Here is a 26,920-nt window from a genome sequence, read left to right as displayed (position 1 = left end):
CCCGGCTGCCTACCTTGGGTGTCATGACCGGAATGGACGGGCGGGACACCGACCTCAAGAAGGAACTCGACGCCACCCTGCAGACCCGCAGGGAGCTCGGGGAGGAGTACGAGTCCGCGCTGGTCGACTCGTTCCTGGAGAAGGTCGACCAGCGCATCGACGGGGCGGTCGAACGCCGGGTGCGGCGGCAGATGGCCGAGCGGCAGATGGCGACGGCCCGCGACAGCCGGTCGCCGAGGCCGACGGACTCCTTCGGGGAGCGCTTCGGCTTCGGCATCGTCTCGCTGGTGCTCGCGGTCCCGCTGTCGGCGATCGGCGGCGGCGTCGCCGACCTCCCCGGACTGCTGGTCGCCTGGGCCGGCATCGTCGGGGTCAACGTCGTCCAGGTGGCGCGGACCAATCCGGGCCTGTTCTCGGGCCGCCGCTGGGCCGGCAAGGGCGACGCCTGGGACGAGTGAAGGCCCCCGGCTTCTGAGGAAGGACCGCGCGGGGACCGCCGCACCCCCATCGCTGGGGGGCGGGACGACGGCGGTCCCCGCGGTGGACGCGCGCGGTGCCGGGCCTCACGGCCGGGCGGCGACGCGTCCGTGGCGTCCTTGGAGGTCCGGGAGCCGCTCCGGAAGGTCCGTGACGCCGTACGACGCCGGCGGGACCGGGGAGTTGCTCCCGATCCCTGCCGACACCGTCTACTCTGCCGCCCCCGTGTTAAGTGACTGCTGCGCGGACATGACGCGCACGTACCACTTCCGCGAAGTCCGTACCTGCCTTGGCCACTTGCCTTTGCTACTTGCCCTTGGCCAGGAAGGACAGCAGGTCCTGACGGCTCACCACACCGGTCGGCTTGCCCTCGACGAGGACGATCGCCGCGTCGGCCGCGCCGAGCACCGACATCAGGTCGGCGACGGGCTCGCCGGAGCCGACCTGCGGCAGCGGGGAGGACACGTGCTTCTCCAGCGGGTCCTCCAGCGAGGCCCGCTTGGTGAACAGGGCGTCCAGCAGCTCGCGCTCCACCACCGAGCCGACGACCTCGGCGGCCATCACGTCCGGGTGGCCGGCGCCGGGCTTGACGATCGGCATCTGCGAGACGCCGTACTCGCGCAGCACCTCGATGGCCTGGCCGACGGTTTCGTCCGGGTGCATGTGGACGAGGGAGGGGATGTGGCCGCCCTCCTTGTGGTTCAGGACGTCGGCGACGCGGGCGCTCGGGCCTGCGTCCTCCAGGAAGCCGTAGTCGGCCATCCACTCGTCGTTGAAGATCTTGCTGAGGTAACCGCGCCCGCTGTCCGGGAGGAGTACGACGACCACGTCGTCCTCGCCGAGCCTCGACGCCACCTCCAGCGCCGCCACGACCGCCATGCCGCAGGAGCCGCCCACCAGCAGGCCCTCCTCCTTGGCGAGGCGGCGGGTCATCTGGAAGGAGTCCTTGTCGGAGACGGCGACGATCTCGTCGGCGACCTCGCGGTCGTACGCCGTCGGCCAGAAGTCCTCGCCGACACCCTCGACGAGATACGGACGTCCGGAGCCGCCGGAGTAGACGGACCCCTCGGGGTCGGCGCCGATCACCTTCACCGCGCCGTCACCGGCCTCCTTCAGGTACCGCCCGGTGCCGGAGATGGTGCCGCCGGTGCCGACGCCTGCGACGAAGTGGGTGATCTTCCCCGCCGTCTGCTCCCACAGCTCGGGGCCGGTCGAGTGGTAGTGGGAGAGCGGGTTGTGCGGGTTGGAGTACTGGTCCGGCTTCCACGCGCCCGGCGTCTCGCGGACCAGGCGGTCGGAGACGTTGTAGTAGGAGTCCGGGTGCTCGGGGTCGACCGCCGTGGGGCAGACGACGACCTCGGCGCCGTATGCGCGCAGTACGTTGATCTTGTCGGTGGACACCTTGTCGGGGCAGACGAAGATGCACTTGTAGCCCTTCTGCTGGGCCACGATCGCCAGGCCGACGCCCGTGTTGCCGCTGGTCGGCTCCACGATCGTGCCGCCGGGCTTCAGCTCGCCGCTCTTCTCCGCGGCCTCGATCATGCGCAGGGCGATGCGGTCCTTCACCGAGCCGCCGGGGTTGAAGTACTCCACCTTGGCCAGGACGGTGGCCCTGATGCCCTTGGTCACGCTGTTGAGCCGCACCAGCGGGGTGTTGCCGACGAGGCTGATCATCGAGTCGTGGAATTGCACCGTGGTCTCCGGATGCTGCAAAAGATGTGGTCGTCTATCGGTCCGGCCAGCCTATGGCCTGGCGGCCCGCCCGTGCCCCGTGACGGTCGTTCACTCCTCCGTTCACTCCCCGTTGAGATTGGGCGACCGTCCGTACGGGGCAAGGAGTGGGTGTACGGGTTGGAGGAGGTGGCGGCGACGTATGACGAGCATGTCGAGGGCGCGGGTGGCCCGGCGGATCGCGGCCGGCGCGGCGTACGGCGGCGGCGGCATCGGGCTGGCCGGTGCGGCCACGGTCGGTCTGCTGCTGGCGGAGGTGCAGCTGGCCAGGCGCCGGGTGGGCATCGGGGGACCCGACCGGGTGCCGAACGCGCGGGGACTGTACGGCGGCGGCCTGCCGACGGCCGGTGAGCCGCCCCTGCGGCTGATGATGCTGGGCGACTCCACGGCCGCGGGCCAGGGCGTGCGCCGGGCCGGGCAGACGCCGGGCGCGCTGCTCGCCTCGGGGCTCGCGGCGGTGGCGGAGCGGCCGGTGGAGCTGGGCTCGGTCGCACTGCCGGGGGCCTGCTCGGACGACCTGGACCGGCAGGTGGCCCTGGTGCTCGCCGACCCGAGCATGGTTCCCGACATCTGCGTGATCATGGTCGGCGCGAACGACGTCACCCACCGGATGCCGGCCACCCGCTCGGTCCGTCACCTGTCGGGCGCGGTACGGCGGCTGCGCACGGCCGGTGCGGAGGTGGTGGTCGGCACCTGCCCCGACCTGGGCACCATCGAGCGGGTGCGGCAGCCGCTGCGCTGGCTGGCGCGGCGGGCCTCGCGGCAGCTGGCGGCGGCGCAGACGATCGGGGCCGTGGAGCAGGGCGGGCGCACGGTGTCGCTGGGCGACCTGCTGGGCCCGGAGTTCGCGCAGAACCCGCGGGAGCTGTTCGGACCGGACAACTACCACCCCTCCGCCGAGGGGTACGCCACCGCCGCGATGGCCGTACTGCCGTCGGTGTGCGCCGCGCTCGGCCTGTGGCCGGCCGAGGAGGAGCGCCCCGACGCACTGCGCCGCGAGGGGTTCCTGCCGGTGGCACGGGCGGCGGCGGAGGCGGCGTCGGAGGCCGGCACGGAGGTCGCGGCCGCGATGCCGTCGGGGCCGCGGGGGCCGTGGGCGCTGCTGAAGCGCCGGAGGCGCCGGAGGGTGGCGGAGGCGGAGCCTTCCAGCCCGTCCGGCGTTTGAGGACGAGGCCGTCCAGGCCGATGGGGGTCTGGGGGCGCAACCCCCGGATAGCCCGGCTCGGCAAACACCGCCCAACCGCCGGAGGCAAAAGCAAGCGCTTAGAAAGTTGCGGCCCATGTCACACGTCCATACCCGTGACCGACGCCATACGTCCGGGTAACTTCCCCAGCAGCCGCCCAATCCCTCATCGCTGGAGCCGTGATGCCCGAAGCCGTGATCGTCTCTGCCGCCCGCTCCCCCATCGGCCGCGCCTTCAAGGGCTCCCTCAAGGACCTGCGGCCCGACGACCTCGCCGCCACGATCATCCAGGCCGCGCTCGCCAAGGTCCCCGAGCTGGACCCCCGGGACATCGACGACCTGATGCTGGGCTGCGGCCTGCCCGGCGGTGAGCAGGGCAACAACCTCGGCCGGATCGTCGCCGTCGAGATGGGCATGGACCACCTGCCCGGCTGCACCGTCACCCGGTACTGCTCCTCGTCCCTGCAGACCTCCCGCATGGCCCTGCACGCCATCAAGGCCGGTGAGGGCGACGTCTTCATCTCGGCCGGCGTCGAAATGGTCTCCCGGTTCACCAAGGGCAACTCCGACAGCCTGCCCGACACGCACAACCCGCTGTTCGCCGAGGCGGAGGCCCGTACCGCCGCCGTCGCCGAGCAGGAGGGCACGGCCTGGCACGACCCGCGCGAGGACGGCCTGGTCCCCGACCCGTACATCGCGATGGGCCAGACCGCCGAGAACCTGGCGCGCGCCAAGGGGATCACCCGGCAGGACATGGACGAGTTCGGCGTCCGCTCGCAGAACCTCGCCGAGGAAGCCATCAAGAACGGCTTCTGGGAGCGCGAGATCACCCCGGTCACGCTGCCCGACGGCACGGTCGTCGCCAAGGACGACGGCCCGCGCGCCGGCGTCACCCTGGAGGGCGTCCAGGGTCTGAAGCCGGTCTTCCGCCCCGACGGCCTGGTCACCGCCGGCAACTGCTGCCCGCTCAACGACGGCGCCGCCGCCCTCGTGATCATGAGCGACACCAAGGCCCGCGAGCTGGGCCTGACCCCGCTCGCCCGCATCGTCTCCACCGGCGTCTCCGGCCTCTCGCCCGAGATCATGGGCCTCGGCCCGGTCGAGGCGAGCAAGCAGGCGCTGTCCCGCGCCGGGCTGACCGTCGGCGACATCGACCTGGCCGAGATCAACGAGGCGTTCGCCGCGCAGGTCATCCCCTCCTACCGCGAGCTGGGCATCCCGCTGGAGAAGCTGAACGTCAACGGCGGCGCCATCGCCGTCGGCCACCCCTTCGGCATGACCGGCGCCCGCATCACCGGCACGCTGATCAACTCCCTCCAGACGCACGACAAGCAGTTCGGCCTGGAGACCATGTGCGTCGGCGGCGGCCAGGGCATGGCCATGGTCATCGAGCGCCTGAGCTGACCCGTCCGCCGCACCTCTGAGGCACCGTCAGTAGCGCCTGGGGGACCCAGCGTGACACGACGGCCCGGAACCCCGTTCACCCCGGGGTTCCGGGTCGTTTTGTGACCCAAACTCCCCCAGGATGTGACCTACCTCTCCCGTACCCTTGATTTACGCAGGTCAGACCAGCAACACCCCTACCTTCCGGGCCCAAAGTCCTGTCCGTTTCGTGACGTTACGCACTGACAGACGGTTAGTCCTCCCTTCAAGCTGATGTAGGAAGTCGGGGGTCGACTTTGAACCGGGAGTACGTCAGTGAGCGCCATGCCGATCGCCCTGCTGCTCACCACGGTCGCCACGGGCGCCGTGGGCGTCGCCGTCCTGCGCAGCATCCTGGTGCTGCGCCGGCAGGTGGCGGCCCTGCGCACCGAGCTGGCCGAGAGCCGCGCCGCCGCCACGCGGGGCCGCGTGCCCGCCGCCCGCACCACCGCCGACGCGGAGGAGATACGCGCCGCCGTGGCGGAGGCGCTCGCCGAGGAGCGGGAGCGGGAGCTCGCCGAGGCGCGGGCCTTCTGGGCCGCCCAGGAGTCCCGGGACGCCTCCGACGCGCCGCTGCTGCTCGGCCTGGCCGACAGTGAGCTGTTCCTGCCCCGGCAGGCCGACTTCGCGGGCCTGGAGCCCGTGGCCGAGCCGGGCCCGGACACCGAAGAGGCGACCGCGCAGGACGCGGGCCCGCGGGAGTCCGCCGAGCTGGCCGCCGCCCGCCGCCGGCACCCCTCGCACCCGGACTTCGTACCGAACCCGTCACCGGCCGTCGGCGACCACGAGCGCACCGTCGCCACCCTCGAGGAGCTGGCCGAGTCGAGCGTCGCGCTGGCCGACGTCCGCCCGGGCCCGCTGGGCACGCTGGACGTGTACGTCTTCGCCGACGGCACCACGCTCTGCATGACGCCGGGGCACCGGGAGACCGCGGAGCGCCTGGCCGCCGCGCTGGGCGCGGGCAAGACGCCGTACCTGCTGGGCGGCTCGGGGATCTCCGGCGCCTACACGCTGACCTTCGCGTGCGGCGAGGAGAACGTGTACATCCTGGCGGACCGGGTCATCGCGTCCCTCTGAGGCCGCCCCCCACGCGGCCCGCCCGGGCCGTCAGACCCCGGCCCGCTTGCGGGCCTCCTCCACCAGCCGCACCGCCTCCTCCACCTGGCCCTCGTCCGTCAGTACGAGGGCCAAGTCGTGTGCGGCGACGGCGATCTGGTCGGCGGCGGCGAACATCCCCGCGTCCGGCATCTGTCTGGGCTCGGTCCCCGGTTCTTCCACGAGCTGGGCACGCCGGGCCAACTCCCTGGCCAGCTCCAGCGCCTCGGCGGCGGCCCCGCGTTGCAGCCTGCTCTGCGGGGCGGCCCGCAACCGGTCGGCGAAGTCGTCCACGGCACGGGTCAAAGGCGTCGTATCAACCACGGCGCGAGCGTACGCGCCCCTCCGGGACTGTTGCCAACGCGCGAACGCTCAGGCACGGTGACCTGAAGGACCGGCTTACATCCCCTTTCGCCCGGAGGCGCCGATGTCCCAAGTCTTCTCCGAGGAGACCCATCGCAACATGCTCGCCCGCATCCCCCACTGCACCGGTCGTGAGATCTCCGACTGGCTGCGCGCCGTCGACGACGGCCCCGCCCTCTTCCGTTTCGAGGAGAAGGTCAGCTGGCTCCGCCACGAACACAACCTCGCGTACGGCCACGCGAAGGCGATCATCCACGAGTACGACCTGAGAAGGGCCGCGCGCAGGCTCGGCTGAGCGCGCGCCGCCACGACGACGAAGGGCCCCGGGCGGCAAGCCCGGGGCCCTTCACTGTCGACCGGCATCCGGCGTCCGTCGCGCGGACCGTCGCTAGTCGTTGCTGTTCAGGATCGCGATCAGCCGCAGGAACTCCAGGTACAGCCACACCAGCGTCAGGGTGAGGCCGAAGGCGGCGAGCCAGGCCTCCTCGCGCGGGGCGCCGTAGGCCAGGCCGTCCTCGACCTGCTTGAAGTCCATGGCGAGGAAGCAGGCGCCGAGGATGATGCCGACGATGCCGAAGACGACACCGAGCGTGCCGCTGCGGAAGCCGAGGCCGTCACCGCCGCCGAAGACGGCGAACAGCAGGTTCACCATCATCAGGAAGACGAAGCCGAGCGCGGCCGCCATGACGAAGCCGTAGAAGCGGCGGTTGACGCGGATCCAGCCGGCCTTGTACGCGATCAGCACACCGGCGAAGACCGCCATCGTGCCGATCACGGCCTGCATGGCCGCGCCGTCGGCGATGCGGTTGTCGACGACGCTGGAGACCACGCCGAGGAAGACACCCTCGAAGGCCGCGTACGTCAGGATCAGCGCGGGCGACGCCTTGCGCTTGAAGGACTGGACGAGCGCCAGGACCATGCCGATCAGCGCGGCACCGATGCCGATGCCGTAGGAACGGCCGATGTTGGCGTCGTCCACGGGCAGCAGCGCCCACGCGAGCGCGGCCGTCACGATGAGCGTGCCGAGCGTGCTCGCCGTGCGGATGACGACGTCGTCCATCGTCATCCGGCCTGCGCCGGCCGGCGCCTGCGGCGGCGCGCCGTGCTGCAGGTCCTGCTGGGCGTACGGGTTCTGCGCGTACGGGTTGGCCCCCGCGGGCTGGGCATACGGGTTGCCCTGGGTGGCGACAGCGGGACCCCCGGCCTGCGGCGCGGTGTTGAAGCCCGCGTAGCCGTTGTCGCGGCTGAACCCCCGTCGCGAGAAGACCGGGTTTCTGCTCCTCATTTCACTCCTCCATGGCCACACTGCGCAGCCTTGGCTCAAGAGTAATGGAACGGCAAAGGAATGACCCTACTGCCTGGGGAGGATCTTTCCCTGCCCCTGCGGGTCAACACGCTACGCCGATCAGTGATTCCCCTCACGGCCGGGGTCGTGCGCGCGGCCCCGCACCGCTCACCCGATCGGGAACCCGGTGTAGGCCTCGGCCAGGTCGGTCTCCGCGGCGCGGGAGGACGCGATCCGGTCCAGGCGGGCCACTTGGAGCCGGTCCTCGAAGGGGGTGGCGTCGGGGGCGCGGTGCAGGAGAGTCGTCATGTCGTACGAGAACCGCTCGGCCTGCCAGACGCGGCGCAGGCAGGTCGCGGAGTAGGCGTCGAGGAGGTCGTCGGAGCCGGTCTCCGTGCGGTGGGACAGGGCGCGGGCGAGGGTGACGACGTCGCCGACGGCGAGGTTGAGGCCCTTGGCGCCGGTGGGCGGCACGATGTGCGCGGCGTCGCCGGCCAGGAAGAGGCGGCCGTGCCGCATGGGCTCGTGGACGTAGGAACGCATGGGGGTGACCGACTTCTGGGTGATCGGGCCGCGCCGGAGGGTCCAGTCGTCGTCGGTCTCGAAGCGGCGCTCCAGCTCGGCCCAGATCTCGTCGTCGCTCCAGCTCTCGGCGTCCGTGTCGGCGGGGACCTGGAGGTAGAGGCGGGAGACGGACGGGGAGCGCATGGACAGGAGGGCGAAGCCGCGGTCGTGGCGGGCGTAGACCAGCTCGTCGTGCGAGGGGGCGACGTCGGCGAGGATGCCGAGCCAGCCGAAGGGGTACGTCCGTTCGAAGGTGCGGCTCAGTCCCGCCGGGACCGCCTTGCGCGCCACACCCCAGAAGCCGTCGCAGCCGACGACGTAGTCGCACTCCAGGACGTCCTCGACGCCCTCGTGCCGGAAGCGGACGCGCGGGCGGTCGGTCTCGGCGCCCTCCACGGCCAGCGCCTCGGCCTCGAAGAGCAGCGGGCCGCCCTCCTTGAGCTGGAGGGCGATGAGGTCCTTGCACACCTCGGTCTGGGCGTAGACCATGACGGACTTTCCGCCGGTGAGCGCGGGGAAGTCGACGCGGTGGCGGCGCCTGTCGAACCGCAGCTCGATGCCGTCGTGGCGCAGCCCCTCACGGTCCATCCGCTCCCCCGCCCCGGCCGCGCGCAGGACGTCCACGGTGCCCTGCTCCAGGATTCCGGCGCGCTGCCGCCGCTCGACGTAGGCGCGGTCGCGGCTCTCCAGGACGACCGAGTCGATCCCCGCGTTGTGCAGCAGGCGGGCGAGGAGGAGTCCGGCGGGGCCGGCCCCGATGATCCCGACGGTGGTGCGCATCGGTCGTCCCTTCCATGGGTCGTGCGGCGTCGTTGCCAGTTGTTCGCCTGGTGAAAATTCCTTCACTGAGCGCTGGGCTGAGTCTCCGGTCACGCGGCGCCGCTGTCAACGGTCCGCGGCGAATCACCGTGGACCGTCGCGGGAGTGCCGGTCAGCCTCCGTACGGGCGGGCGGCGCGGCCCTCGCGGAGGGTCCGGCCCCACCAGTCGAGCTGGTCCAGCAGGACGGTGGCGGCCTTGGCGGGACCGTCCTCGTCGAACGGGCGGCCGTCGTCATCGAACTTCTCCCAGGCCATGGGGAACGCGACGGTGTCGCGCAGGGTGACCGTGTGCAGCTCGGCGAAGACCTGCCGCAGCTGCTCCACCGCCCGCGCGCCGCCGGCCATGCCGCCGTAGGAGACGAAGCCGACCGGCTTGGCGCGCCACTCGGCGTGGACGTGGTCGATGGCCAGCTTCAGGGAGGCCGGGTAGCCGTGGTTGTACTCGGGGGTGACGACCACGAAGCCGTCGAGCCCGCCGATGCGCTCGGCGAGGCCGGGAGTGCCGGACTGCGTCCCGGCCTCGCCGAGAGAGAACTTCAGCTCCGCCGCGAGCGCGGGCTCGGACAGGTCGATGACGTGTACGTCCATGTCATCGCGCCGGCCGATCTCGGAGACGAACCACCGCGCGACGGTGTCGGCGAACCGGCCGGGGCGCACACTGCCGACGATCACGCCGATCTTCAACGGGGTCCGGGGCACGGAAGGCATGGCGGACATGAGGGTTCCTCGTTTCGTGACGACCTCGGTGACGGCCTCGGTGGCCGCCTGAAGAGGAACCTAGAAACTCAAGTTTGCTTGAGGTCAAACGCCGATCGGCGCGCATTGCGGGAGAGTGCCCGGAGCCGGACTTGAACCGGCACGCCCGCGAAGGGGCAGCGAGGTTTAAGCTCGCCGTGTCTGCATTCCACCATCCGGGCAGGCCATGGGCTCCGCGTCGAGTGCCTTGAGCCTATCGGGGCACGCCCCTCACGCAGGGGCCGGGCGGACCGATGTTGTCTTATTTTATTGGCGCCTGAGGGGCCATCAGCTCCGGGGCCGACCCATCCTCACTTGCCAACAGCCTTGCCCGTGACGCCCGGCAACGCATGCGGAATGACGGAATTTCACCGTCTCTTCAAGGGCGCCCGCCCCGTTACGGCGTCCCGTCGCGGCACCCCTCCGTGTCACCCGGCGGGTCAGGGTCGCCCGTCATCCTCAGGTAGTACACGCGCGCTCGCCGTCCGACCGAAGTCGCCCCCCGGAACCGGAACAGCGGCTGACTACACGGCGCCCCGCGGCCGGAAGGATGGAGAACGTCCCCGAACACACGCCGTACCGACAGGAGCACCCTTCCCGTGACCACCGCACCCATCGCCGACCGGTCCACCACCGTGGCCGCGCGCGCCACGGAGCTGTCCAAGATCTACGGCCAGGGTGAGACCCAGGTGGTCGCCCTGGACCGGGTCTCCGTCGACTTCCGGCAGGCCGAGTTCACCGCGATCATGGGCCCCTCCGGCTCCGGCAAGTCCACGCTGATGCACTGCGTCGCCGGGCTGGACACCTTCTCCTCCGGCTCGGTGCGCATCGGCGACACCGAACTGGGCTCCCTGAAGGACAAGCAGCTGACCAAGCTGCGCCGCGACAAGATCGGCTTCATCTTCCAGGCCTTCAACCTGCTGCCGACGCTCACCGCCCTGGAGAACATCACCCTCCCGATGGACATCGCGGGCCGCAAGCCGGACAAGCAGTGGCTGGACTCCGTGATCCAGATGGTCGGCCTCTCCGGCCGCCTCGGTCACCGGCCCTCCCAGCTCTCCGGCGGTCAGCAGCAGCGCGTGGCCGTGGCCCGGGCGCTGGCCTCCCGGCCCGAGATCATCTTCGGTGACGAGCCGACCGGAAACCTCGACTCCCGCTCGGGCGCCGAGGTGCTGGGCTTCCTGCGCAACTCGGTGCGCGAGCTCGGGCAGACGGTCGTGATGGTGACCCACGACCCGGTGGCCGCGGCCTACGCGGACCGGGTGGTCTTCCTCGCGGACGGACGCATCGTCGACGAGGTGTACGGGCCGACGGCCGACTCGGTGCTGGACCGCATGAAGCGGTTCGACGCCAAGGGCCGCACCAGCTGACCCGTCCCCGTCCCGCCCCCCCCACTCGCACGTACCTCCGGACAGAGAAGACCCATGTTCCGTACCGCCTTGCGCAACGTTCTCGCGCACAAGGCCAGGCTGTTGATGACCGTGCTCGCCGTGATGCTCGGCGTGGCGTTCGTGTCGGGCACCCTGGTCTTCACCAACACCATCTCCGGAGCCCTGCAGAACAGCTCCGCCAAGGGCTTCGACCACGTCGACGTGGCCGTCACCCCCGAGTTCCAGGAGGCCGAGGGCGACAAGGTCGGCGAGCAGCCCGAGCTGACCGAGGCCCTCGTCGAGGACAGTGCCAAGGTGCCGGGCGCCGCCTCCGTCATCGGCGTGGTCTCCGGCTTCACCGCGGTCGCCGACAAGGACGGCGACCTGATCGGCGACGGCTGGAGCACCAAGGGCGGCAACTACTGGGGCGAGAAGGACCCCCGGTACCCGCTGACCGACGGCCGCGCGCCGAAGGGTGAGGGCGAGATCCTCATCGACTCCAAGACCGCCGAGCGCACCGGCTACGGCGTCGGGGACACCGTGCGGATGTCCGTCGACGGCCCGGTCATCACACCGAAGGTCGTCGGCGTCTTCACCACCGACGACGGCGGTGTCGCGGCCGGCGGCAGCCTCACCCTGTTCGACACGGCGACCGCGCAGAAGGTCTTCGGCAAGGCGGGCACGTACGACGAGATCGACGTCAAGGCGAAGGACGGCGTCACGCAGGCCGCGCTGAAGGCGGAGCTGGACAAGGCGCTGCCGGAGGGCCTGGTCGAGACGACCACCGCCGAGCAGCTGGCCGACGACCAGGCGGAGGCGATCGCCTCGTCGATGAGCGGCATGAAGCAGGGGCTGCTGGTCTTCGCCGGCATCGCGCTCTTCGTCGGCACCTTCATCATCGCCAACACCTTCACCATGCTGGTCGCCCAGCGCACCAAGGAACTCGCCCTGATGCGGGCGGTCGGCGCCTCCCGCCGGCAGGTGACGCGGTCGGTGCTGATCGAGGCGTTCGTGGTCGGCGTGGTCGCCGCGGTGACCGGTCTGCTCGCGGGCATCGGCATCGGGGCCGGGATGCGCGCCCTGATGGGCTCGATGGGCGAGGTCGTGCCCGACGGGCCGCTGGTGGTCTCGACCGGCACGATCGTCGCGGCCCTCGCGGTCGGCGTCCTGGTCACCATGCTGGCGGCCTGGCTGCCGGGCCGCCGGGCGGCGAAGATCCCGCCGGTCGCGGCGATGAGCAGCGTGCACGCCAAGGCGACGACCAAGTCGCTGGTGCTGCGCAACACGCTGGGCGCGCTGGTCTCGGGCGCCGGCATCGCGGTCGTCCTCGCGGCGACCACCATGGGCGGCACGGACGGGCAGGCCCCGATGGGTCTGGGCGCGGTGCTGCTGATCATCGGCGTGTTCATCCTGACGCCGCTGCTCTCCCGGCCGCTGATCGCCGCCGCCGCTCCGGTGCTGCGCGTGTTCGGCGTCTCCGGCAAGCTCGCCCGGCAGAACTCGGTGCGCAACCCGCGCCGCACCGCCGCCACCGCCTCCGCGCTGATGATCGGTCTGACCCTGATCACCGGCATGACGGTGATGGCCGGCAGCCTCCAGAAGTCGATCGACAAGATGGCGTCGGCGGCGATCGAGGCCGACTACGTGGTCTCCATGGCCAACGGCAACTGGCTCTCCCCGGACGTCGGCGAGAAGCTGGCCGGGACCGACGGCGTCACCGCGGTCAGCCCGCTGCGCAACTCCCCCGCCCGCATCGGCGGCGACACCGAGTACCTCACCGGCGTCAACGGCTCCACGATCACCGAGCTGACCGACCTGAAGGTCGAGCAGGGCGCGTTCGAGGTCGGCGGCACCAAGGTCGTCGTGGACGGCGACACCGCGAAGGAGAACGGCTGGAAGGCCGGCTCGGACTTCACCGTCGCCTACGAGGACGGCGAGAAGCAGCGGCTCACCGTCGCGGGCGTCTACGAGGCCAACGAGATGCTGCGCGGCATCATGCTCGACAACTCCGTCCTCACCCCGCACCTGAGCGACCCGGTCGACATGCAGGTCATGGTGAAGATGTCCGACGGGGCCTCCGCGGCCGCCAAGGACAGCCTGCAGCAGGCGCTCGACACCAACCCGGCGATCAAGATCCAGGACAAGAAGGACATCTCCAACGAGATCGCCAAGATGTTCACGCTGATGCTGAACATGCTCTACGGCCTGCTGGCCATGGCGGTGATCGTGGCCGTCCTCGGTGTCATCAACACCCTGGCCATGTCGGTCTTCGAACGCTCCCAGGAGATCGGCATGCTGCGGGCCATCGGCCTGGACCGCAAGGGCATCAAGCGGATGGTCCGCCTGGAGTCCCTGGTGATCTCCCTGTTCGGCGGGGTGCTCGGCATCGGCCTGGGCGTGTTCTTCGGCTGGGCGGCCGGTGAGCTGATGGGCTCGACGATCGCGACGTACGAACTGGTCCTGCCCTGGGGCCGGATGGGCGTGTTCCTGCTGCTGGCCGCCGTCGTGGGCGTCCTGGCGGCGCTGTGGCCGGCCCGGCGGGCGGCACGGCTGAACATGCTCCAGGCGATCAAGGCCGAGTAAGAGCGGTGACGGTACGGCCGGGCAGCCGGCGCGTACGAGGAGGGCCCCGTTCCGTCCGGAGCGGGGCCCTTCGGCGTCGCGGGCGCAGGTGCGGTCAGTGCCAGGTGCGGGCGCGCAGCGGCAGCCCGGAGCCGCCCGCCTCGGGGGTCTTCACCGCCAGGACCTGGTTGACGCCGATGCGGTTGCGCTCGAAGGAGAGCGCGCAGGCGGCCATGTACAGCCGCCACACCCGGGCCCGGCCGGGGCTGACCAGCCGGAGCGCCGCCGCCCACTCGGACTCCAGGTTGGCGACCCAGCGGCGCAGGGTGAGTGCGTAGTGCTCGCGGATCGACTCCACGTCGCGCACCTCGAACCCGGCGCGCTCCAGCTGCGTCACGGTGGTGCCGAGCGGGGCCAGCTCGCCGTCGGGGAAGACGTAGGCGTCGATGAACTCGTCCACGTTGTAGGCGGACTCGTCCCGCTGGGGGCGCCGCGCGATCTGGTGGTTCAGCAGCCGCCCGCCGGGCTTCAGGAGCCTGTGCAGGTCGACGGCGTACTCCAGGTAGCGTTCGGCGCCGACGTGCTCGGCCATGCCGATCGAGGAGATGGCGTCGTACGGTCCGTCGGCGACGTCCCGGTAGTCCTGGACGCGGATCTCCACCCGGTCGGTGAGCCCCTCGTCGGCGACCCGCTTGCGGGCGTAGGCGGCCTGCTCCTGGGAGAGGGTGACGCCGACGACGCTCACGCCGTGTTCGCGGGCCGCGTGGATCGCCATGGAGCCCCAGCCGCAGCCCACGTCGAGCAGGCGCCGGCCGGGGCTCAGGCCGAGCTTGCGGCTGACCAGTTCGAGCTTGTCGCGCTGGGCGTCCTCCAGCGTGCCGCCCTCGGACTCGGGGGCCTGCCAGTAGGCGCAGGAGTAGACCATGGAGGGGCCGAGGACGAGCTCGTAGAAGTCGTTGCCGACGTCGTAGTGGTGGCTGATGGCGCGTCGGTCGCTGCGCTTGGTGTGCAGGTGGCCGCGGGCCCGGCGGACCTCCTCCGGGGGCGGGGCGGGCGGCAGCGGGGGGCCGGCGAGCCTCACCAGGCCGCGCACGGCGGCCCGCACCTCGGGGTCGCGCAGCGCCCCGGCGAGCGTGCGGGCGTCCTCACCGCGCTCCCAGATCAGGCCGGCCATCAGTTCGAGGGCGGTGTAGAGGTCTCCGTCGATGTCGAGGTCGCCGGCCACCCAGGCGCGGGCCAGGCCCAGTTCGCCCGGCTTGAACAGCAGCCGGCGCAGGGCCCGGCGGTTGCGGACGACGAGGGTGGGGGCGCCCGGCGGACCCGCCTGTGAACCGTCCCAGGCGCGGATGCGCACCGGGAGGGGCGCTCCCAGCAACTGTGCGAAGAGGTTCTGCAGCCGCAGCGCGGCATCAGCCATGGCGTACCTCCGTGACGAGCGATCCCGGAATGTCCATCACCACGTAAACACCTGGGAGCCCGCCGCACAGTCCCCGGCACGCGTTACGACTCGGCAAAATACTTGTACACACCACGAGTTCTGTCGCCGGGTGTGCGCGGGCAACGCGAAGGGGCCGCCCGCACCACGGATGGCGGGCGGCCCCTTCGGGGGACTGCTACGGCTGGGAGCGAGGGGAGGTCAGGAGGCCTTGGCCTCGGTCTTCGCCGCCGGCTTGTCGCTCTGGTCGGCCTTCGGCGCGGCCGGAGCCGGCTTGGCGGCCTCGTAGAACTCCTCGCGCGGGGTCTCCATCGCACCGAGGGAGACGACCTCGCGCTTGAGGAACATGCCGAGCGTCCAGTCCGCGAAGACGCGGATCTTCCGGTTGAAGGTCGGCATCGCCATGCCGTGGTAGCCGCGGTGCATGTACCAGGCGAGCCGGCCCTTGAGCTTGATCTTCATCTTGCCCATGACGATCATCGCCACGCCCTTGTGCAGGCCGAGGCCCGCCACCGCGCCCTTGTTGGCGTGGCTGTAGTCCTTCTGCGGGAAGCCCCGCATACCGGAGATCACGTTGTCGCCGAGGACCTTGGCCTGGCGCAGCGCGTGCTGGGCGTTCGGCGGGCACCAGGCGTTCTCGTTGCCCGCCTTGCGGCCGACGAGGTCGGGCACCTGGGCGTTGTCGCCCGCGGCCCAGATGTAGTCGGTGCCCTGGACCTGGAGGGTGGGCGCGCAGTCGACGTGACCGCGGGGGCCCAGCGGGAGGCCGAAGCGGGACAGGGCCGGGTTCGGCTTGACGCCGGCCGTCCACACGATGGTGTTGGAGTCGACCTCCAGGCCGTTCTTCAGCACCACGTGGCCGTCGACGCAGGAGTCCATGGAGGTGGACAGGTAGACCTCGACACCGCGGCCCTCGAGGTGCTCCTTGCCGTACTGGCCGAGCTTGGGACCGACCTCGGGGAGGATCTTGTCGGCGGCGTCCACGAGGACGAAGCGCATGTCCTCGCGGGAGACGTTCTTGTAGTACTTGGCCGCGTCGCGGGCCATGTCCTCGACCTCACCGATGGTCTCCGCACCGGCGAAGCCGCCGCCGATGAAGACGAAGGTGAGCGCCTTGCGGCGGATCTCCTCGTCGGTGGTGGAGTCGGCCTTGTCGAGCTGCTCCAGGACGTGGTTGCGCAGGCCGATGGACTCCTCGATGCCCTTCATGCCGATGCCCTGCTCGGCGAGGCCGGGGATCGGGAAGGTGCGGGAGACCGCGCCCATGGCGATGACCAGGTAGTCGAAGGGCAGCTCGTACGCCTCGCCCACCAGCGGGGCGATCGTGGCGACCTTGCGGTCCTGGTCGATGGTGGTGACCCGGCCGGTGAGGACCTCCGCCTTCGGAAGCACGCGCCGCAGGGGGACGACGACGTGCCGCGGGGAGATGTTGCCGGCGGCGGCTTCGGGGAGGAAGGGCTGGTAGGTCATGTACGACCGCGGGTCGACGACGGTGACGGTCGCCTCGCCGTAACGCATCTTCTTCTGGATGCGTCGAGCTGCGTACAGGCCTACGTACCCACCGCCTACTACGAGGATCCTGGGACGCTCCGTGGTGCTCATGCCATCGAGTATCCACCCGCCCCAGGGGGGTCGATCGTGCGCCCCTTCACAAGCTCATGTGAGGGCTGTGTTACCATCCGCCGCCCAAGTGACGGAGATCATGGCGAGCAGTGGAACCAGCGTGTACCGCACTCCGTTGTCAATGCCGCGTGAGCTGCTCCTCCGCACCGCCGGGGACGGTGAACCAGTCCGCCGAAGACCCTCTCCGGACCCCTTCCGGGACACCGTCCTGAACACGTTCAAAGGGCAGTTGAACCCCCAAAAGGGTCAACGGGCGCGCTTTCACCGCCCGACCGGGCCCAATTCCTTGTGAAGAACTTCACGAAGTTTCCCGACAGGACGTCACCGGAGGGCCCCGAAGGACCGCGAAGGACCCCCCGGGAGCCGCTCAATCGTCGTCCGCACTGCTCAGACCGCTGCCGGGGACGCCTACGCCAGCGACCACGCGATGCCGTCCAGGATGTCGTGCTCGCTCACCACGACCTCCGCCGCGCCCGTCCGCTCCATGATCGCCAGCAGCACCAGCGCGCCCGCGCCGATCACGTCGACGCGCCCGGGGTGCATGGAGGGCACGGCCGCGCGCTCGGCGTGGGTGGAGCGCAGCAGCCAGTCGCTGATCTCCCGTACGCGGTCCAGGGAGACGCGGGAGTGGTGGATGGCGGCCGAGTCGTACTCCGGCAGTTCCTGCGCGATCGCGGAGACGGTCGTCACCGAACCGGCCAGCCCCACCAGGGTGCGCGCCTCGCGCAGCGGCACCGCCTCCTCGGCGAGGTCGAGGGCCGCCTCGATGTCGGCGCGCATCGCCGCCACCTGCGCCTCGGCGGGCGGGTCGGTCACCGCGCCGTCCTGCACGAGGTGCCGCTCGGTCATCCGCACGCAGCCGACGTCCACGGAGCGGGCGGCGCGCACGTGGTCCTCGCCGACGACGAACTCGGTCGAGCCGCCGCCGATGTCGACGACCAGGTAGGGCTTGTCGAGGTGGTCCCGTCCCGCCAGCTCCTTGGTGGCCCCGGTGAAGGAGAACTCGGCCTCCTGGTCGCCGGTGATGACCTCCGGTTCCACGCCGAGGATGTCCAGCACCCCGCGCACGAAGTCGTCCCGGTTCTCCGCGTCCCGGGAGGCGGAGGTGGCCACGAAGCGCAGCCGCTCGGCGCCGTGCTCCTTGATGACGGCGGCGTACTCGCGGCAGGCCGCGAAGGTCCGCTCCAGCGCCTCGGGCGCCAGCCGCCCGGTGCGGTCGACGCCCTGTCCGAGCCGCACGATGGTCATGCGGCGGTCGAGGTCGGTCAGCTCACCCGTGGCGGGGTCCGCGTCGGCGACCAGCAGGCGGATGGAGTTCGTACCGCAGTCGATGGCGGCGACCCTGGTCACTTGGCGTCCTCCCCGTCCGTCTCGGAGACCGTCACGCACGGCCCCTTGCGCCACCACTCGGGCAGCATCGCGATCGCCTCGTCGCCCAGCGGGTTGACGCCGGGACCGGCCGCCAGCGAGTGGGCGACCAGGACGTGCAGGCACTTCACGCGGTCCGGCATGCCGCCCGCGCTCGGGAAGCCGGTCAGCTCCTCGATCTCGTCGCGGCGCCGGACGTAGTCCTCGTGCGCGGCCCGGTAGGCGGCGGCCAGCACCGGGTCGGTGGCCAGGCGCTCGGTCATCTCCTTCATCACGCCGTTCGCCTCCAGCGTGCCGATCGCGGAGGCCGCCTTCGGGCACGTCAGGTAGTACAGCGTGGGGAAGGGCGTGCCGTCGGGCAGCCGCGGTGCCGTCTCCACGACGTCCGGCTGGCCGCAGGGGCAGCGGTGGGCGATGGCGCGCAGGCCGCGCGGGGGGCGTCCGAGCTGCTGCCTGAACGCCTCGACGTCCGCGTCGGTGGGCTCGGTGCGCTCGGTGGTCGGCGGGGGAGTCTGCATGACTGTCTTCTGCTGGTCTTCCTGTTGAGTCACTGCCGGCACGGTCGGTTCACGGCCGGCTCCGCCGGTTCACCGCCGGCCGGCGGCGTCGGCCTTGTCGATGCCGTCCCACACGTTCCGGTACCAGGGACGGTCGGCGGCACCCGCCTCGGCGCGGGCCTGCCGGGCCGCGTCCGGGTCGACGACGATGAAGCCCGTCTCCCCCGGCATCACGTAGTGCAGCCGCAGCCGGATCTGCTGCTCGGCGAAGGCGTCGTCCTGCCAGCGCGCCTTGAGGTCGCGCAGCTGCTCGACCCGGTCCCGGGTCTCCTGCTGCTCCCGCTGGAGGTCGGCGATCTCAGCGCGCTGGGCGACGTACTGCCGTATCGGGTAGGCGAGCGCGACGACGAGCGAGCAGAGCACCATCGCCAGCAGCGCGGCCCGGCCGGTCAGGCGGGAGCGGCGGGCCTGGCGCTTGGTCTGCGAGCGGTAGACCCGGGCCGCGGTCTGTTCCCCGATGATCCGGATCCTGGTCGCGGTGGAGAAACGGTCCCGGTCCTTCACCGCCATGTCTGTCCCCGCCTTCAGTCCACACGTGCGTACGTCCCCGCACACGGTACGGGACCGAGTACGGGGACGTACGTACGACGCTGCCTACAAGGGCGGTGCTCAGCCCTTGAAGCGCGGGAACGCGCTGCGGCCGGCGTACACCGCGGCGTCGTCGAGGATCTCCTCGATGCGCAGCAGCTGGTTGTACTTGGCGACGCGCTCGGAGCGGGCCGGGGCGCCGGTCTTGATCTGGCCGCAGTTGGTGGCGACGGCCAGGTCGGCGATGGTGACGTCCTCGGTCTCGCCGGAGCGGTGGGACATCATGCACTTGAAGCCGTTGCGCTGGGCCAGCTCCACGGCGTCCAGGGTCTCGGTCAGCGAACCGATCTGGTTGACCTTGACCAGCAGGGCGTTGGCGGCGCTCTCGTCGATGCCGCGGGCCAGGCGCTCCGGGTTGGTGACGAACAGGTCGTCGCCGACGATCTGGACCTTGTCGCCGAGCTTGTCGGTGAGGACCTTCCAGCCCTCCCAGTCGTCCTCGAACAGCGGGTCCTCGATGGAGACCAGCGGGTACGCCTCGACCAGCTCGGCGTAGTACTCGGTCATCTCGGCGGCGGAGCGGGTCTTGCCCTCGAAGGTGTAGGCGCCGTCCTTGTAGAACTCGGACGCGGCCACGTCGAGCGCGAGGGCGATCTGCTCGCCGGGGGTGTAGCCGGCCTCCTTGATCGCCTCGAGGATGAGGTCGAGGGCCTCGCGGTTGGAGCCGAGGTTCGGGGCGAAGCCGCCCTCGTCGCCGAGGCCGGTGGCCAGGCCCTTGCTCTTCAGGACCTTCTTCAGGGTGTGGTAGACCTCGGCGCCCCAGCGCAGGGCCTCGGAGAAGGACTCCGCGCCGATCGGCGCGATCATGAACTCCTGGATGTCCACGTTGGAGTCGGCGTGCGAGCCGCCGTTCAGGATGTTCATCATCGGCACCGGCAGCAGGTGCGCGTTGGGGCCGCCCAGGTAGCGGAAGAGCGGCAGGTCGGACGCCTCGGAGGCGGCGTGGGCGACGGCGAGGGAGACGCCGAGGATGGCGTTGGCGCCCAGCGAGCCCTTGTTGTCGGTGGCGTCCAGGTCGAACATGGCCTGGTCGATCAGGCGCTGCTCGGTGGCGTCGTAGCCGACCAGCTCCGGGCCGATCTGCTCGATGACGGCGAGGACGGCCTTCTCGACGCCCTTGCCCAGGTAACGGCCCGCATCGCCGTCACGGAGTTCGATGGCCTCGAAGGCGCCGGTGGAGGCACCGGAGGGAACGGCGGCACGACCCGTGCTGCCGTCGTCGAGGCCGACCTCGACCTCGACCGTGGGGTTGCCTCGGGAGTCCAGGATTTCCCGGGCTACGACGACGTCGATGGACGGCACGAGCATCTCCTTCTTCAATGTGACGCTTCGGTGTGACGCGCGGGTCCCGCAGGACCGCGGCGGCTCTGCGGGACCGAGCCTAACCGGCTCCGGGCGATCGGCCAGCCGATCGCCCACCCGCTGGACAGAACCGAGAGTAAATTGTTTCCGAACGGAACAAAGACGTTTCCGAAAATCCGTTCGCGATCACGGGCAGATCGGGGGCGTGAAAAACCCGCCCCGGTGCGTACGGGGGAACACGCACCGGGGCGGGAGTCGCGGGGGCCGCCGCTTACTTCAGGTGCAGCTGCTGGCCCGGGTAGATCAGGTCGGCGTCGTCGACGATGTCGTCGTTCAGCTTGAACAGCTTCGCCCAGCCGCCCTCGACGTCGTGCTCCTCGGCGATCGAGCTGAGGGTGTCGCCCTTGACGACCTTGTACTCGCCGTCGCCCTTCTCGACCTTCTTGCCGGTCGGGGTGGTGACGGTCTTCTTCTCGGCCGGCTTCTCGGCCTTCGGCTCGGCGGCCGGACGCTCGTCGGAGCGGGAGGCCTTCTGCTCGGTGGAGCGCTCGGCGGTGGAGCCGCTGTCCTGGCTCTGCGCGGAGCCGCTGTCCTGGCTCTCGGAGCCGCCGCCGGTGTACGCGGCGTTCGACAGGCCGGTGCCGCAGACCGGCCAGGCACCCTTGCCCTGGCCCGCGAGCACCTTCTCGGCGATCTCGATCTGCTGCGCCTTGGTCGCCTGGTCGGCGGTGGCGGCGTACTGCGTGCCGCCGTAACCGGCCCAGGTGGAGGCGGAGAACTGCAGACCGCCGTAGTAACCGTTGCCGGTGTTGATGGACCAGTTGCCGCCGGACTCGCACTGCGCGACGGCGTCCCACTCGGACGCGGTGGCGGCGGAGGCGTTGCCGGCCGCCATCAGCGGGGCGGCGACGGCGGCACCGGTGACACCGGCGACGGCGACGATACGGGTGGCCTTGGACGGACGGCGGTGCTTGCCCTTGCCGGAAAACAGCATGGTTGATCCCCTCACCGACGCCTGCGAGGTGAGCTGTCGGGTTCGGGCCGGTTGAGTTGCCCGGCCGGGTTCCTCGCGGAACTCGGCTCCACCCCTAGCCGCTCCGGCTCAACTGCCCGGTGCGGCACTTACCTTGGGTCCCCCGCTCCTGCCTGCGGCGCTCGAAGCGACGACTGTTCCCGTACGGCCGCTGGCAGGATTCGGCGTTGCGGCAGCCGGGGCCCGCGATGGCGAGCGGTCATGACCGTAGACACGCGCTCCGCGGATTTTCAAAGACGATCACGGCTTCTGAGACCTATATCTCACGAGATCCAAAACGGACATATGATCTCTAACCGTGAGCGAACTCCCCCTACTTTTCGCCCGATTCGCCCGTGACCGTGAGCGTCTGACCGGGCAGGATGTGGTCCGGGTCGGACCCGACGACGTCCTTGTTGCCGGCGTAGAGCGAACGCCACCCGCCGTCGAGCTCAAGGGAGTCGGCAATGCCCCAGAGACTGTCGCCGGAACGGACCGTGTACGAGCCGTCCACGACTTCCCGCGCCTCACCCTCACCGCGCGAGGCGTGCCGGCCCGAAGAGGCGTCCGTACGGCCGTCCGTGCGGCCGCTCGTCGCGCCCTCGTCGGCGCTGTCGCCGCGGTGCCGTCCCGCACCGGACTCGCCACTGCCGGCGGCCGCCGAAGAACCGTCACTCTGCCCCACCTTGTCCGTTTCATCGGTCTTGGTGGTTCCTGTGGACGGGCTGTCGGATTCCTGCGGGCCGACGCTCACCGAGGAATCGGATTCGACCGAAGTGCCCGGCTTGGACGCTTCATCCTCGCCGGTCGACGAGGGGTCAGAAGTCGGCGAGGGCGACGACGAAGGCGACGCCCCGGCGGCCGGGTCGGACACCTCGTCCGAACCGGTCGAACCGGACGGGTCCGAGGAGCCGGTGGTGCCGGTGGAGCCGGACGGGTCGGCCGTGCCGGACGGGTCATCCGCCTCCGGAGCGGTGGGCGCCTGCGAGGGGTCCGCGGTCTCCGACGAGCCGTCACCGGCCGAACCCGTGCCGCCGTCCAGGACGCCCGAGTCGTTGCCCAGTCCCGCGAGCAGACCACAGGTCGGCCAGGCGGCGATGCCCTGGTCCGCGTGCATCTTCTCGGCGACGCTTATCTGCTGGGAGCGGCTGGCCTGGTCGGCACTCCGCGCGTACTCGAGGCCGCCGTACCGCTCCCAGGCCTCCTGGGAGATCTGGAGGCCTCCGTAGTACCCGTTGCCGCTGTTCTGGCTCCAGGCGCCGCCGGTCTCGCACTCGGCGACCCGGTCCCAGTTCGCGCCGTCGGCCGCGTGTGCGCCGGTGGCGCCGAGGAGTGGGATCGCGATGGCGGAGCCGGTCACTCCGGCGGCGACGACCAGGGCGGGGGCCTGGCGGGGGCGGCGGTGACGACCGTTCCCGGAGAGCATGCGACGACCTTTCACGAGGCAGCGGGGACCGCGCGGCGGTAACGCTCAGGCCACGCTGATCCGTGAACGTATAGGCAGATGATCGCTTGTCACAAGTTCATGCCGCGCAGATCACGTGAAGATCACAAAGTTGAGCGCGTGTCACTTTTACTTCGAGGGCGGACCATGAACCGCCGATGACGCAACGGGTGTGAAGGACACGGGCAAAGTGCGCAGACCTCGCATGATGAGCCCGCCGCGCCAGCGCAGTTCGGCCGGCTCCGCGGCGAGCCGCAGGTCCGGGAGGCGGGTGAGGAGCGTGGCGAGCGCGGTCTGTCCCTCCAGCCGGGCGAGCGGGGCCCCGAGGCAGTAGTGGATGCCGTGGCCGTACCCCAGGTGCTGGCTGTCCCGGCGGGCGAGGTCGAGGGTGTCCGGGTCCGTGAAGCGCTCCGGGTCCCGGTCGGCGGCGGCCAGGACGACGAGGACGGGGTCGCCGGGCGCGATGTCCTGCCCGCCGAGGGTGAGCGGCCGGGTGGCGAAGCGCCAGGTGGCCATCTCCACCGGGCCGTCGTAGCGCAGGAGTTCCTCGACGCCGGTCTCCAGCAGCGCCCGCTCGCCGGCCGCGAGGGACGTCTGGAGACGGTCCCGCTGCTCGGGGTGGGTGAGCAGGGCGTACGTGCCGTTGCCGATCAAGTTGACGGTGGTCTCGAAGCCGGCGAAGAGCAGGATGAAGGCCATCGCCGCGGCCTCGTTCTCGGTGAGGTGCTCGCCGTGGTCGGAGGCGCGGATGAGGCCGGAGATGAGGTCCTCGCCGGGGCCGGGCTCGGGCGGCAGCGCGGCGCGCTTGCGGTGGATGAGATCGGCGAGGTAGCCCCGCATCTTCTTCACCGACCGTGCGACCCCGCCCCGGGGGCCTCCTCCGTGACGGATCATCATGCCCGCCCAGTCCCGGAAGTCGTCCTGGTCCTCGCGAGGGACGCCGAGCAGGTCGCAGATGGCGTAGATGGGGAGCGGGAAGGCGAACTCGTGGATCAGGTCGGCGCTCCCGGTCCCCGCGAACCGGTCGATGAGGTCGTCCGCCAGCTCCTGCACCCGGGGCGCGAACTCGGCGACCCGGCGGGGTGTGAACGCCTTGCTGACCAGCCGGCGCAGCCGGGTGTGGTCCGGCGGGTCGATGTTCAGCAGGTGGGTCATCAGCTCGGCCTTCCGCTCCCCCGGAATGCCGGTCTTGCCCTTGGCGTGTGCGGGCTCGTCGTGGTGGGCCGGGTTCTTGGACAGCCGCGGGTCGGCGAGCGCCTGCCTGGCGTCCGCGTACCGGGTGACCAGCCAGGCCTCCACTCCGCTGGGCAGCCGGGTGCGGTGCACGGGGGCGTGTTCCCGCAGCCAGGCGTAGGCGGGGTACGGGTCGGCGGCGAACTCCCAGGTGAACAGCTCGGGACCCGGAGTCGGGGCGGGGACGGGTGCGGGGCCGGGTGCGGGGCCGGTCATGCCTCGACCTCCCTGATCGCGTCCCGGTAGGCCCGGGCCGCCGCTCTCAGGGCCGCCTCGGGGTCCGTGCCCTCGGACTCGGCGCGGGCGGCGAGGGCGAGCAGTTCGTAGCCGATGCCCTCGCCGGAGGGCAGGGGGACCGGGAGGCCCGCGGTGCGGACCCGGGAGGCGAGCTTGGCGGCGAGGGCCAGGCCGGGCTGGCCGAGGGGGACGCCGTCGGTGACCGAGGCGCGCTGCTTCTCGTCCGCCTTGGTGCGCAGCCAGTGCTCCCTGACCTCCTCGGGGGTGGTCGCCGTGGCGTCGCCGAAGACGTGCGGGTGGCGGTGGACGAGCTTGTCGACGATGGTGGCGGCCACGTCGTCGACGGAGAACGGGGCGTCGTGGTCCTCCTCGGCGATGCGGGCGTGGAAGACGACCTGGAGGAGCACGTCGCCCAGTTCCTCGCGGAGCTCGTCGCGGTCGCCGTCCTCGATCGCCTCGACGAGTTCGTACGCCTCCTCGATCGCGTACTTGGCCAGGCCCTTGTGGGTGCGCTGCGAGGACCACGGGCATTCGACGCGGATGCGGTCCATGACCTGGACGAGGTCGAGCAGGCGGGCGCCGGGGAGGTCGTAGGAGGCCGGGAGCAGTTCCAGGTCCGGCATGGAGACGCGGCCGGAGCCCGCGAGGCGGGCCAGCCCGTCGGTGAGAGCGGGCTCGCCCTCCCCGGTGGCGACGACGACCACGGTGTGCCCGCCGGCGCAGGCGGTGACCAGCTCCTCGGCGGCCGGGGCGGCCTCGTCGACCCGTATGCCGGCCTCGCGCAGGTACGGCAGCTGCGGGTGGGCGCCGTCGGCGCACAGCACGCGGTCGGCGGTGCGCAGGGCCTGCCAGGCGGGCCAGGACAGCAGGCCGGGGGCGACGCGGTGGCTGGTGGTGAGCAGGACGATGCGGCCGGGGTCGGGAGCGGTGCCGGGGGTGGTGTCGGCGCTGGTTGCGTTCACCTTCAGAACGTAACGCACGAGGCCGACGGCCCCCCGAGTTGTCCACAGGGGGCCGGGCTGGCTTGTCCACAAGGGTCGCGGGCGGCGTCCCGCAGGACCGTTACGCCGTCTGCTGGGTCGGTGCCGTCGTGATCTCGCGGACCCACGGGGTCTTGGTGTCGACGCGGCTGCTCTTCTGGACGTCCCAGTCGCCGTAGCGCGGGTTCAGGTCGATGTCGAGCTGGTCGGAGGCCTTCGCCAGGGCCTGCCAGAACTCGGGCCGGCTGGTGTCGGTGCCGAGGCTCTCGGCGAGCTTCTGTGCCTCCAGCTGGACGCGGAGGTTGTCGTCCAGGCGGTCGGGGGCCACGCCGTACTGCTGCAGCCAGAGCGTCTCGAGCTGCTCGGGGCCGCCGGCCTGCTCCTCCAGGCCCCCGCGCAGCTCCTGGACCTCCTTGCGGCTGACGGTCACGCCCGCGTTCTCGGCGGCCCGGTGCAGCACCCGGTCGAGGACCATGCCGTGCAGGGTGTCGCGGGTGAGGCCGCCGGTCCGGGCGAGGACCTGCTGGTACTGGGCGTCGTCGGGGACGGCGGCCCGCTGCGCCTCGCGCACCTCGTCGACGCGGTTCTCCAGCTGGGCGACGGTGATCCGCTGGTCGCCGACGACGGCCGCCGCGCCCGGATGTGCGTCGTTGCCGCAGGCGGTGAGCAGGGGCGCCGCGGCGGCGATCGCGGCGGTGAACAGGAGCGCGGTGCGACGGCGGCGGTGCAAGGAAACCTCCCGAGGAGATTGTGCGACGGTGCACAAAGTCTTGCGATGATCGATGGTAGGCAGTGGTCCGGCTCTGGCCAACCCATTCGACCAACGATTCACCAGGACTTCGGGCACCGCCGCGCCCCGGCCGGGGTGGTGACCGTCAGCCGCGTACCTGGCCGAGCCACTGCAGCGTGCGCCGGACCTCGGCCGCGAGCGGGTGGCCGGGGCCGTGCAGGCGTTCCACATCGTGCAGCAGCCGGGCCAGCGTCTCGTGGGCGGCGGCGCGGTCGCCGAGGGCGAGGAGCAGGTGGCCGATGCGGCGGCGGACGTCGTGGGCGAGGTCGGGGTCGCCGGCGACGTACTGGTTCTCGTAGTACGGCAGCAGCGCCCGGTACTCGGCGAGGGCGGCGGCCGGTTCGCCGAGCTGCTCCAGGCACTGCGCGGCGTCGTAGCGGTGGCGCAGGGACTGGGGGTCGGCCTGACCGGCCTCGGCGGCACGCTCGTCGGCGAGGCGGCGCAGCTCGGGCAGGGCGCGCCGGTACTGGCCGTCGTCCATGAGGGTGGCCGCGTACTGCTTGCGCAGGGTGCGCACGACCGGGGAACGCTCGCCGTGCTGTTCGGCGGCGGCGGGCAGGATCGCGCCGAGGATGTCGACGGCCTGGGTGATGCGGCCCTCGCCGAGGAGGCGTTTGACGTCGTCCACGGCGCGGGCGACGTCCGGCTTGCCGGCCTCGGCGACCGGCGGGGCGGGGGCGGGCTGGGGCGCGGGGGTGCGGGCGCGGTCGGGCCAGGGGGCGTGCGGGCGCACGAAGGGGCGGG

Annotated in this window: 24 protein-coding genes, 1 tRNA gene and 1 riboswitch; of the genes, 7 read left to right on the top strand and 18 right to left on the bottom strand. The window is 71.4% G+C overall.

Annotated features, from left to right (window positions below):
• Positions 1 to 32 precede the first annotated feature (32 nt).
• A complete protein-coding gene (locus KUM03_RS14525) occupies positions 33 to 458 on the top strand; it encodes a hypothetical protein (protein ID WP_217248409.1) in 426 nt (141 codons plus the stop codon).
• Positions 459 to 783: 325 nt separating this feature from the next.
• Here KUM03_RS14525 and KUM03_RS14520 read toward each other — a convergent pair whose 3' ends face one another.
• The gene (locus tag KUM03_RS14520) at positions 784 to 2,169 is read right to left on the bottom strand and encodes a cystathionine beta-synthase (protein WP_217248377.1); all 1,386 of its coding nucleotides are present in this window, start codon (positions 2,167 to 2,169) and stop codon (positions 784 to 786) included.
• Between the two features lie 181 nt (positions 2,170 to 2,350).
• On the opposite strand from KUM03_RS14520, the gene KUM03_RS14515 reads away from it, so the two are divergent.
• From KUM03_RS14515 to KUM03_RS14505, 3 genes are all read left to right on the top strand, one after another.
• On the top strand, positions 2,351 to 3,373 hold the full coding sequence (locus KUM03_RS14515) for an SGNH/GDSL hydrolase family protein (RefSeq protein WP_217248370.1): 1,023 nt from the start codon (positions 2,351 to 2,353) through the stop codon (positions 3,371 to 3,373).
• Between the two features lie 201 nt (positions 3,374 to 3,574).
• Positions 3,575 to 4,795, top strand: a complete 1,221-nt coding sequence (locus tag KUM03_RS14510; protein ID WP_217248368.1) for an acetyl-CoA C-acetyltransferase — start codon at positions 3,575 to 3,577, stop codon at positions 4,793 to 4,795.
• Between the two features lie 294 nt (positions 4,796 to 5,089).
• On the top strand, positions 5,090 to 5,890 hold the full coding sequence (locus KUM03_RS14505; protein WP_217248366.1) for a hypothetical protein: 801 nt from the start codon (positions 5,090 to 5,092) through the stop codon (positions 5,888 to 5,890).
• Between the two features lie 30 nt (positions 5,891 to 5,920).
• Here KUM03_RS14505 and KUM03_RS14500 read toward each other — a convergent pair whose 3' ends face one another.
• The gene (locus KUM03_RS14500) at positions 5,921 to 6,202 is read right to left on the bottom strand and encodes a hypothetical protein (protein ID WP_217248406.1); all 282 of its coding nucleotides are present in this window, start codon (positions 6,200 to 6,202) and stop codon (positions 5,921 to 5,923) included.
• Between the two features lie 133 nt (positions 6,203 to 6,335).
• Here KUM03_RS14500 and KUM03_RS14495 point away from each other — a divergent pair, with 133 nt between their 5' ends.
• Positions 6,336 to 6,566 (top strand): DUF4287 domain-containing protein, encoded by a 231-nt coding sequence (locus tag KUM03_RS14495; RefSeq protein ID WP_217248364.1) that lies wholly within the window; start codon positions 6,336 to 6,338, stop codon positions 6,564 to 6,566.
• Positions 6,567 to 6,659: 93 nt separating this feature from the next.
• Here the strand turns inward: KUM03_RS14495 and KUM03_RS14490 are convergent, their stop codons facing one another.
• The 4 genes from KUM03_RS14490 to KUM03_RS14475 all read right to left on the bottom strand — a co-directional run bounded on the left by KUM03_RS14490 (position 6,660) and on the right by KUM03_RS14475 (position 9,857).
• On the bottom strand, positions 6,660 to 7,556 hold the full coding sequence (locus KUM03_RS14490) for a Bax inhibitor-1/YccA family protein (protein ID WP_217248362.1): 897 nt from the start codon (positions 7,554 to 7,556) through the stop codon (positions 6,660 to 6,662).
• 168 nt (positions 7,557 to 7,724) lie between these two features.
• Positions 7,725 to 8,900, bottom strand: a complete 1,176-nt coding sequence (locus KUM03_RS14485) for a 4-hydroxybenzoate 3-monooxygenase (protein ID WP_217248359.1) — start codon at positions 8,898 to 8,900, stop codon at positions 7,725 to 7,727.
• Between the two features lie 151 nt (positions 8,901 to 9,051).
• Positions 9,052 to 9,657 carry an NADPH-dependent FMN reductase gene (locus KUM03_RS14480; protein ID WP_217248357.1) on the bottom strand — a complete coding sequence of 202 codons (606 nt, stop codon included), beginning with the start codon at positions 9,655 to 9,657 and terminating at the stop codon, positions 9,052 to 9,054.
• A 116-nt stretch (positions 9,658 to 9,773) separates the two neighbouring features.
• Positions 9,774 to 9,857, bottom strand: a tRNA-Leu gene (locus tag KUM03_RS14475).
• 417 nt (positions 9,858 to 10,274) lie between these two features.
• Here KUM03_RS14475 and KUM03_RS14470 point away from each other — a divergent pair.
• Positions 10,275 to 11,045, top strand: coding sequence for an ABC transporter ATP-binding protein (locus KUM03_RS14470; protein WP_073729216.1), 771 nt, complete (start codon positions 10,275 to 10,277; stop codon positions 11,043 to 11,045).
• Positions 11,046 to 11,099: 54 nt separating this feature from the next.
• Complete coding sequence (locus KUM03_RS14465) at positions 11,100 to 13,628, top strand: ABC transporter permease (protein WP_217248348.1); 2,529 nt, start codon at positions 11,100 to 11,102, stop codon at positions 13,626 to 13,628.
• Between the two features lie 94 nt (positions 13,629 to 13,722).
• Here KUM03_RS14465 and KUM03_RS14460 read toward each other — a convergent pair whose 3' ends face one another.
• From KUM03_RS14460 to KUM03_RS14405, 12 genes are all read right to left on the bottom strand, one after another.
• The gene (locus KUM03_RS14460) at positions 13,723 to 15,024 is read right to left on the bottom strand and encodes a cyclopropane-fatty-acyl-phospholipid synthase family protein (RefSeq protein WP_217248327.1); all 1,302 of its coding nucleotides are present in this window, start codon (positions 15,022 to 15,024) and stop codon (positions 13,723 to 13,725) included.
• Positions 15,025 to 15,243: 219 nt separating this feature from the next.
• Complete coding sequence (locus KUM03_RS14455; protein WP_217248325.1) at positions 15,244 to 16,644, bottom strand: NAD(P)/FAD-dependent oxidoreductase; 1,401 nt, start codon at positions 16,642 to 16,644, stop codon at positions 15,244 to 15,246.
• A gap of 429 nt (positions 16,645 to 17,073) precedes the next feature.
• On the bottom strand, positions 17,074 to 18,015 hold the full coding sequence (locus KUM03_RS14450) for a Ppx/GppA phosphatase family protein (protein WP_217248322.1): 942 nt from the start codon (positions 18,013 to 18,015) through the stop codon (positions 17,074 to 17,076).
• On the bottom strand, positions 18,012 to 18,551 hold the full coding sequence (locus tag KUM03_RS14445; protein WP_217248320.1) for a DUF501 domain-containing protein: 540 nt from the start codon (positions 18,549 to 18,551) through the stop codon (positions 18,012 to 18,014). The genes KUM03_RS14450 and KUM03_RS14445 overlap by 4 nt, the downstream gene beginning before the upstream one ends.
• A 69-nt stretch (positions 18,552 to 18,620) precedes the next feature.
• Positions 18,621 to 19,100 (bottom strand): septum formation initiator family protein, encoded by a 480-nt coding sequence (locus KUM03_RS14440; RefSeq protein ID WP_217248312.1) that lies wholly within the window; start codon positions 19,098 to 19,100, stop codon positions 18,621 to 18,623.
• 99 nt (positions 19,101 to 19,199) lie between these two features.
• Positions 19,200 to 20,480, bottom strand: a complete 1,281-nt coding sequence (eno, locus tag KUM03_RS14435; protein WP_217248305.1) for a phosphopyruvate hydratase — start codon at positions 20,478 to 20,480, stop codon at positions 19,200 to 19,202.
• A 271-nt stretch (positions 20,481 to 20,751) separates the two neighbouring features.
• Complete coding sequence (locus tag KUM03_RS14430; protein ID WP_217248303.1) at positions 20,752 to 21,474, bottom strand: transglycosylase family protein; 723 nt, start codon at positions 21,472 to 21,474, stop codon at positions 20,752 to 20,754.
• Between the two features lie 3 nt (positions 21,475 to 21,477).
• Positions 21,478 to 21,644: riboswitch (cyclic di-AMP (ydaO/yuaA leader) on the bottom strand.
• Positions 21,645 to 21,826: 182 nt separating this feature from the next.
• The gene (locus KUM03_RS14425; protein ID WP_217248301.1) at positions 21,827 to 22,918 is read right to left on the bottom strand and encodes a transglycosylase family protein; all 1,092 of its coding nucleotides are present in this window, start codon (positions 22,916 to 22,918) and stop codon (positions 21,827 to 21,829) included.
• 147 nt (positions 22,919 to 23,065) lie between these two features.
• Positions 23,066 to 24,385, bottom strand: a complete 1,320-nt coding sequence (locus KUM03_RS14420; protein WP_217248299.1) for a cytochrome P450 — start codon at positions 24,383 to 24,385, stop codon at positions 23,066 to 23,068.
• Complete coding sequence (locus KUM03_RS14415) at positions 24,382 to 25,368, bottom strand: nucleoside triphosphate pyrophosphohydrolase (RefSeq protein WP_217248296.1); 987 nt, start codon at positions 25,366 to 25,368, stop codon at positions 24,382 to 24,384. The genes KUM03_RS14420 and KUM03_RS14415 overlap by 4 nt, the downstream gene beginning before the upstream one ends.
• Positions 25,369 to 25,468: 100 nt before the next feature.
• Positions 25,469 to 26,116 (bottom strand): SurA N-terminal domain-containing protein, encoded by a 648-nt coding sequence (locus KUM03_RS14410; RefSeq protein ID WP_217248282.1) that lies wholly within the window; start codon positions 26,114 to 26,116, stop codon positions 25,469 to 25,471.
• Between the two features lie 145 nt (positions 26,117 to 26,261).
• On the bottom strand, positions 26,262 to 26,920 hold a 659-nt coding region (locus KUM03_RS14405), incomplete at its 5' end, for a tol-pal system YbgF family protein (protein WP_374225310.1).

Source organism: Streptomyces sp. AC602_WCS936 (assembly GCF_019049125.1).
GTDB lineage: Bacteria > Actinomycetota > Actinomycetes > Streptomycetales > Streptomycetaceae > Streptomyces.
The sequence above is the reverse complement of the archived record's forward strand: the minus strand, read 5'-3'. Positions and strand labels throughout refer to the sequence as shown.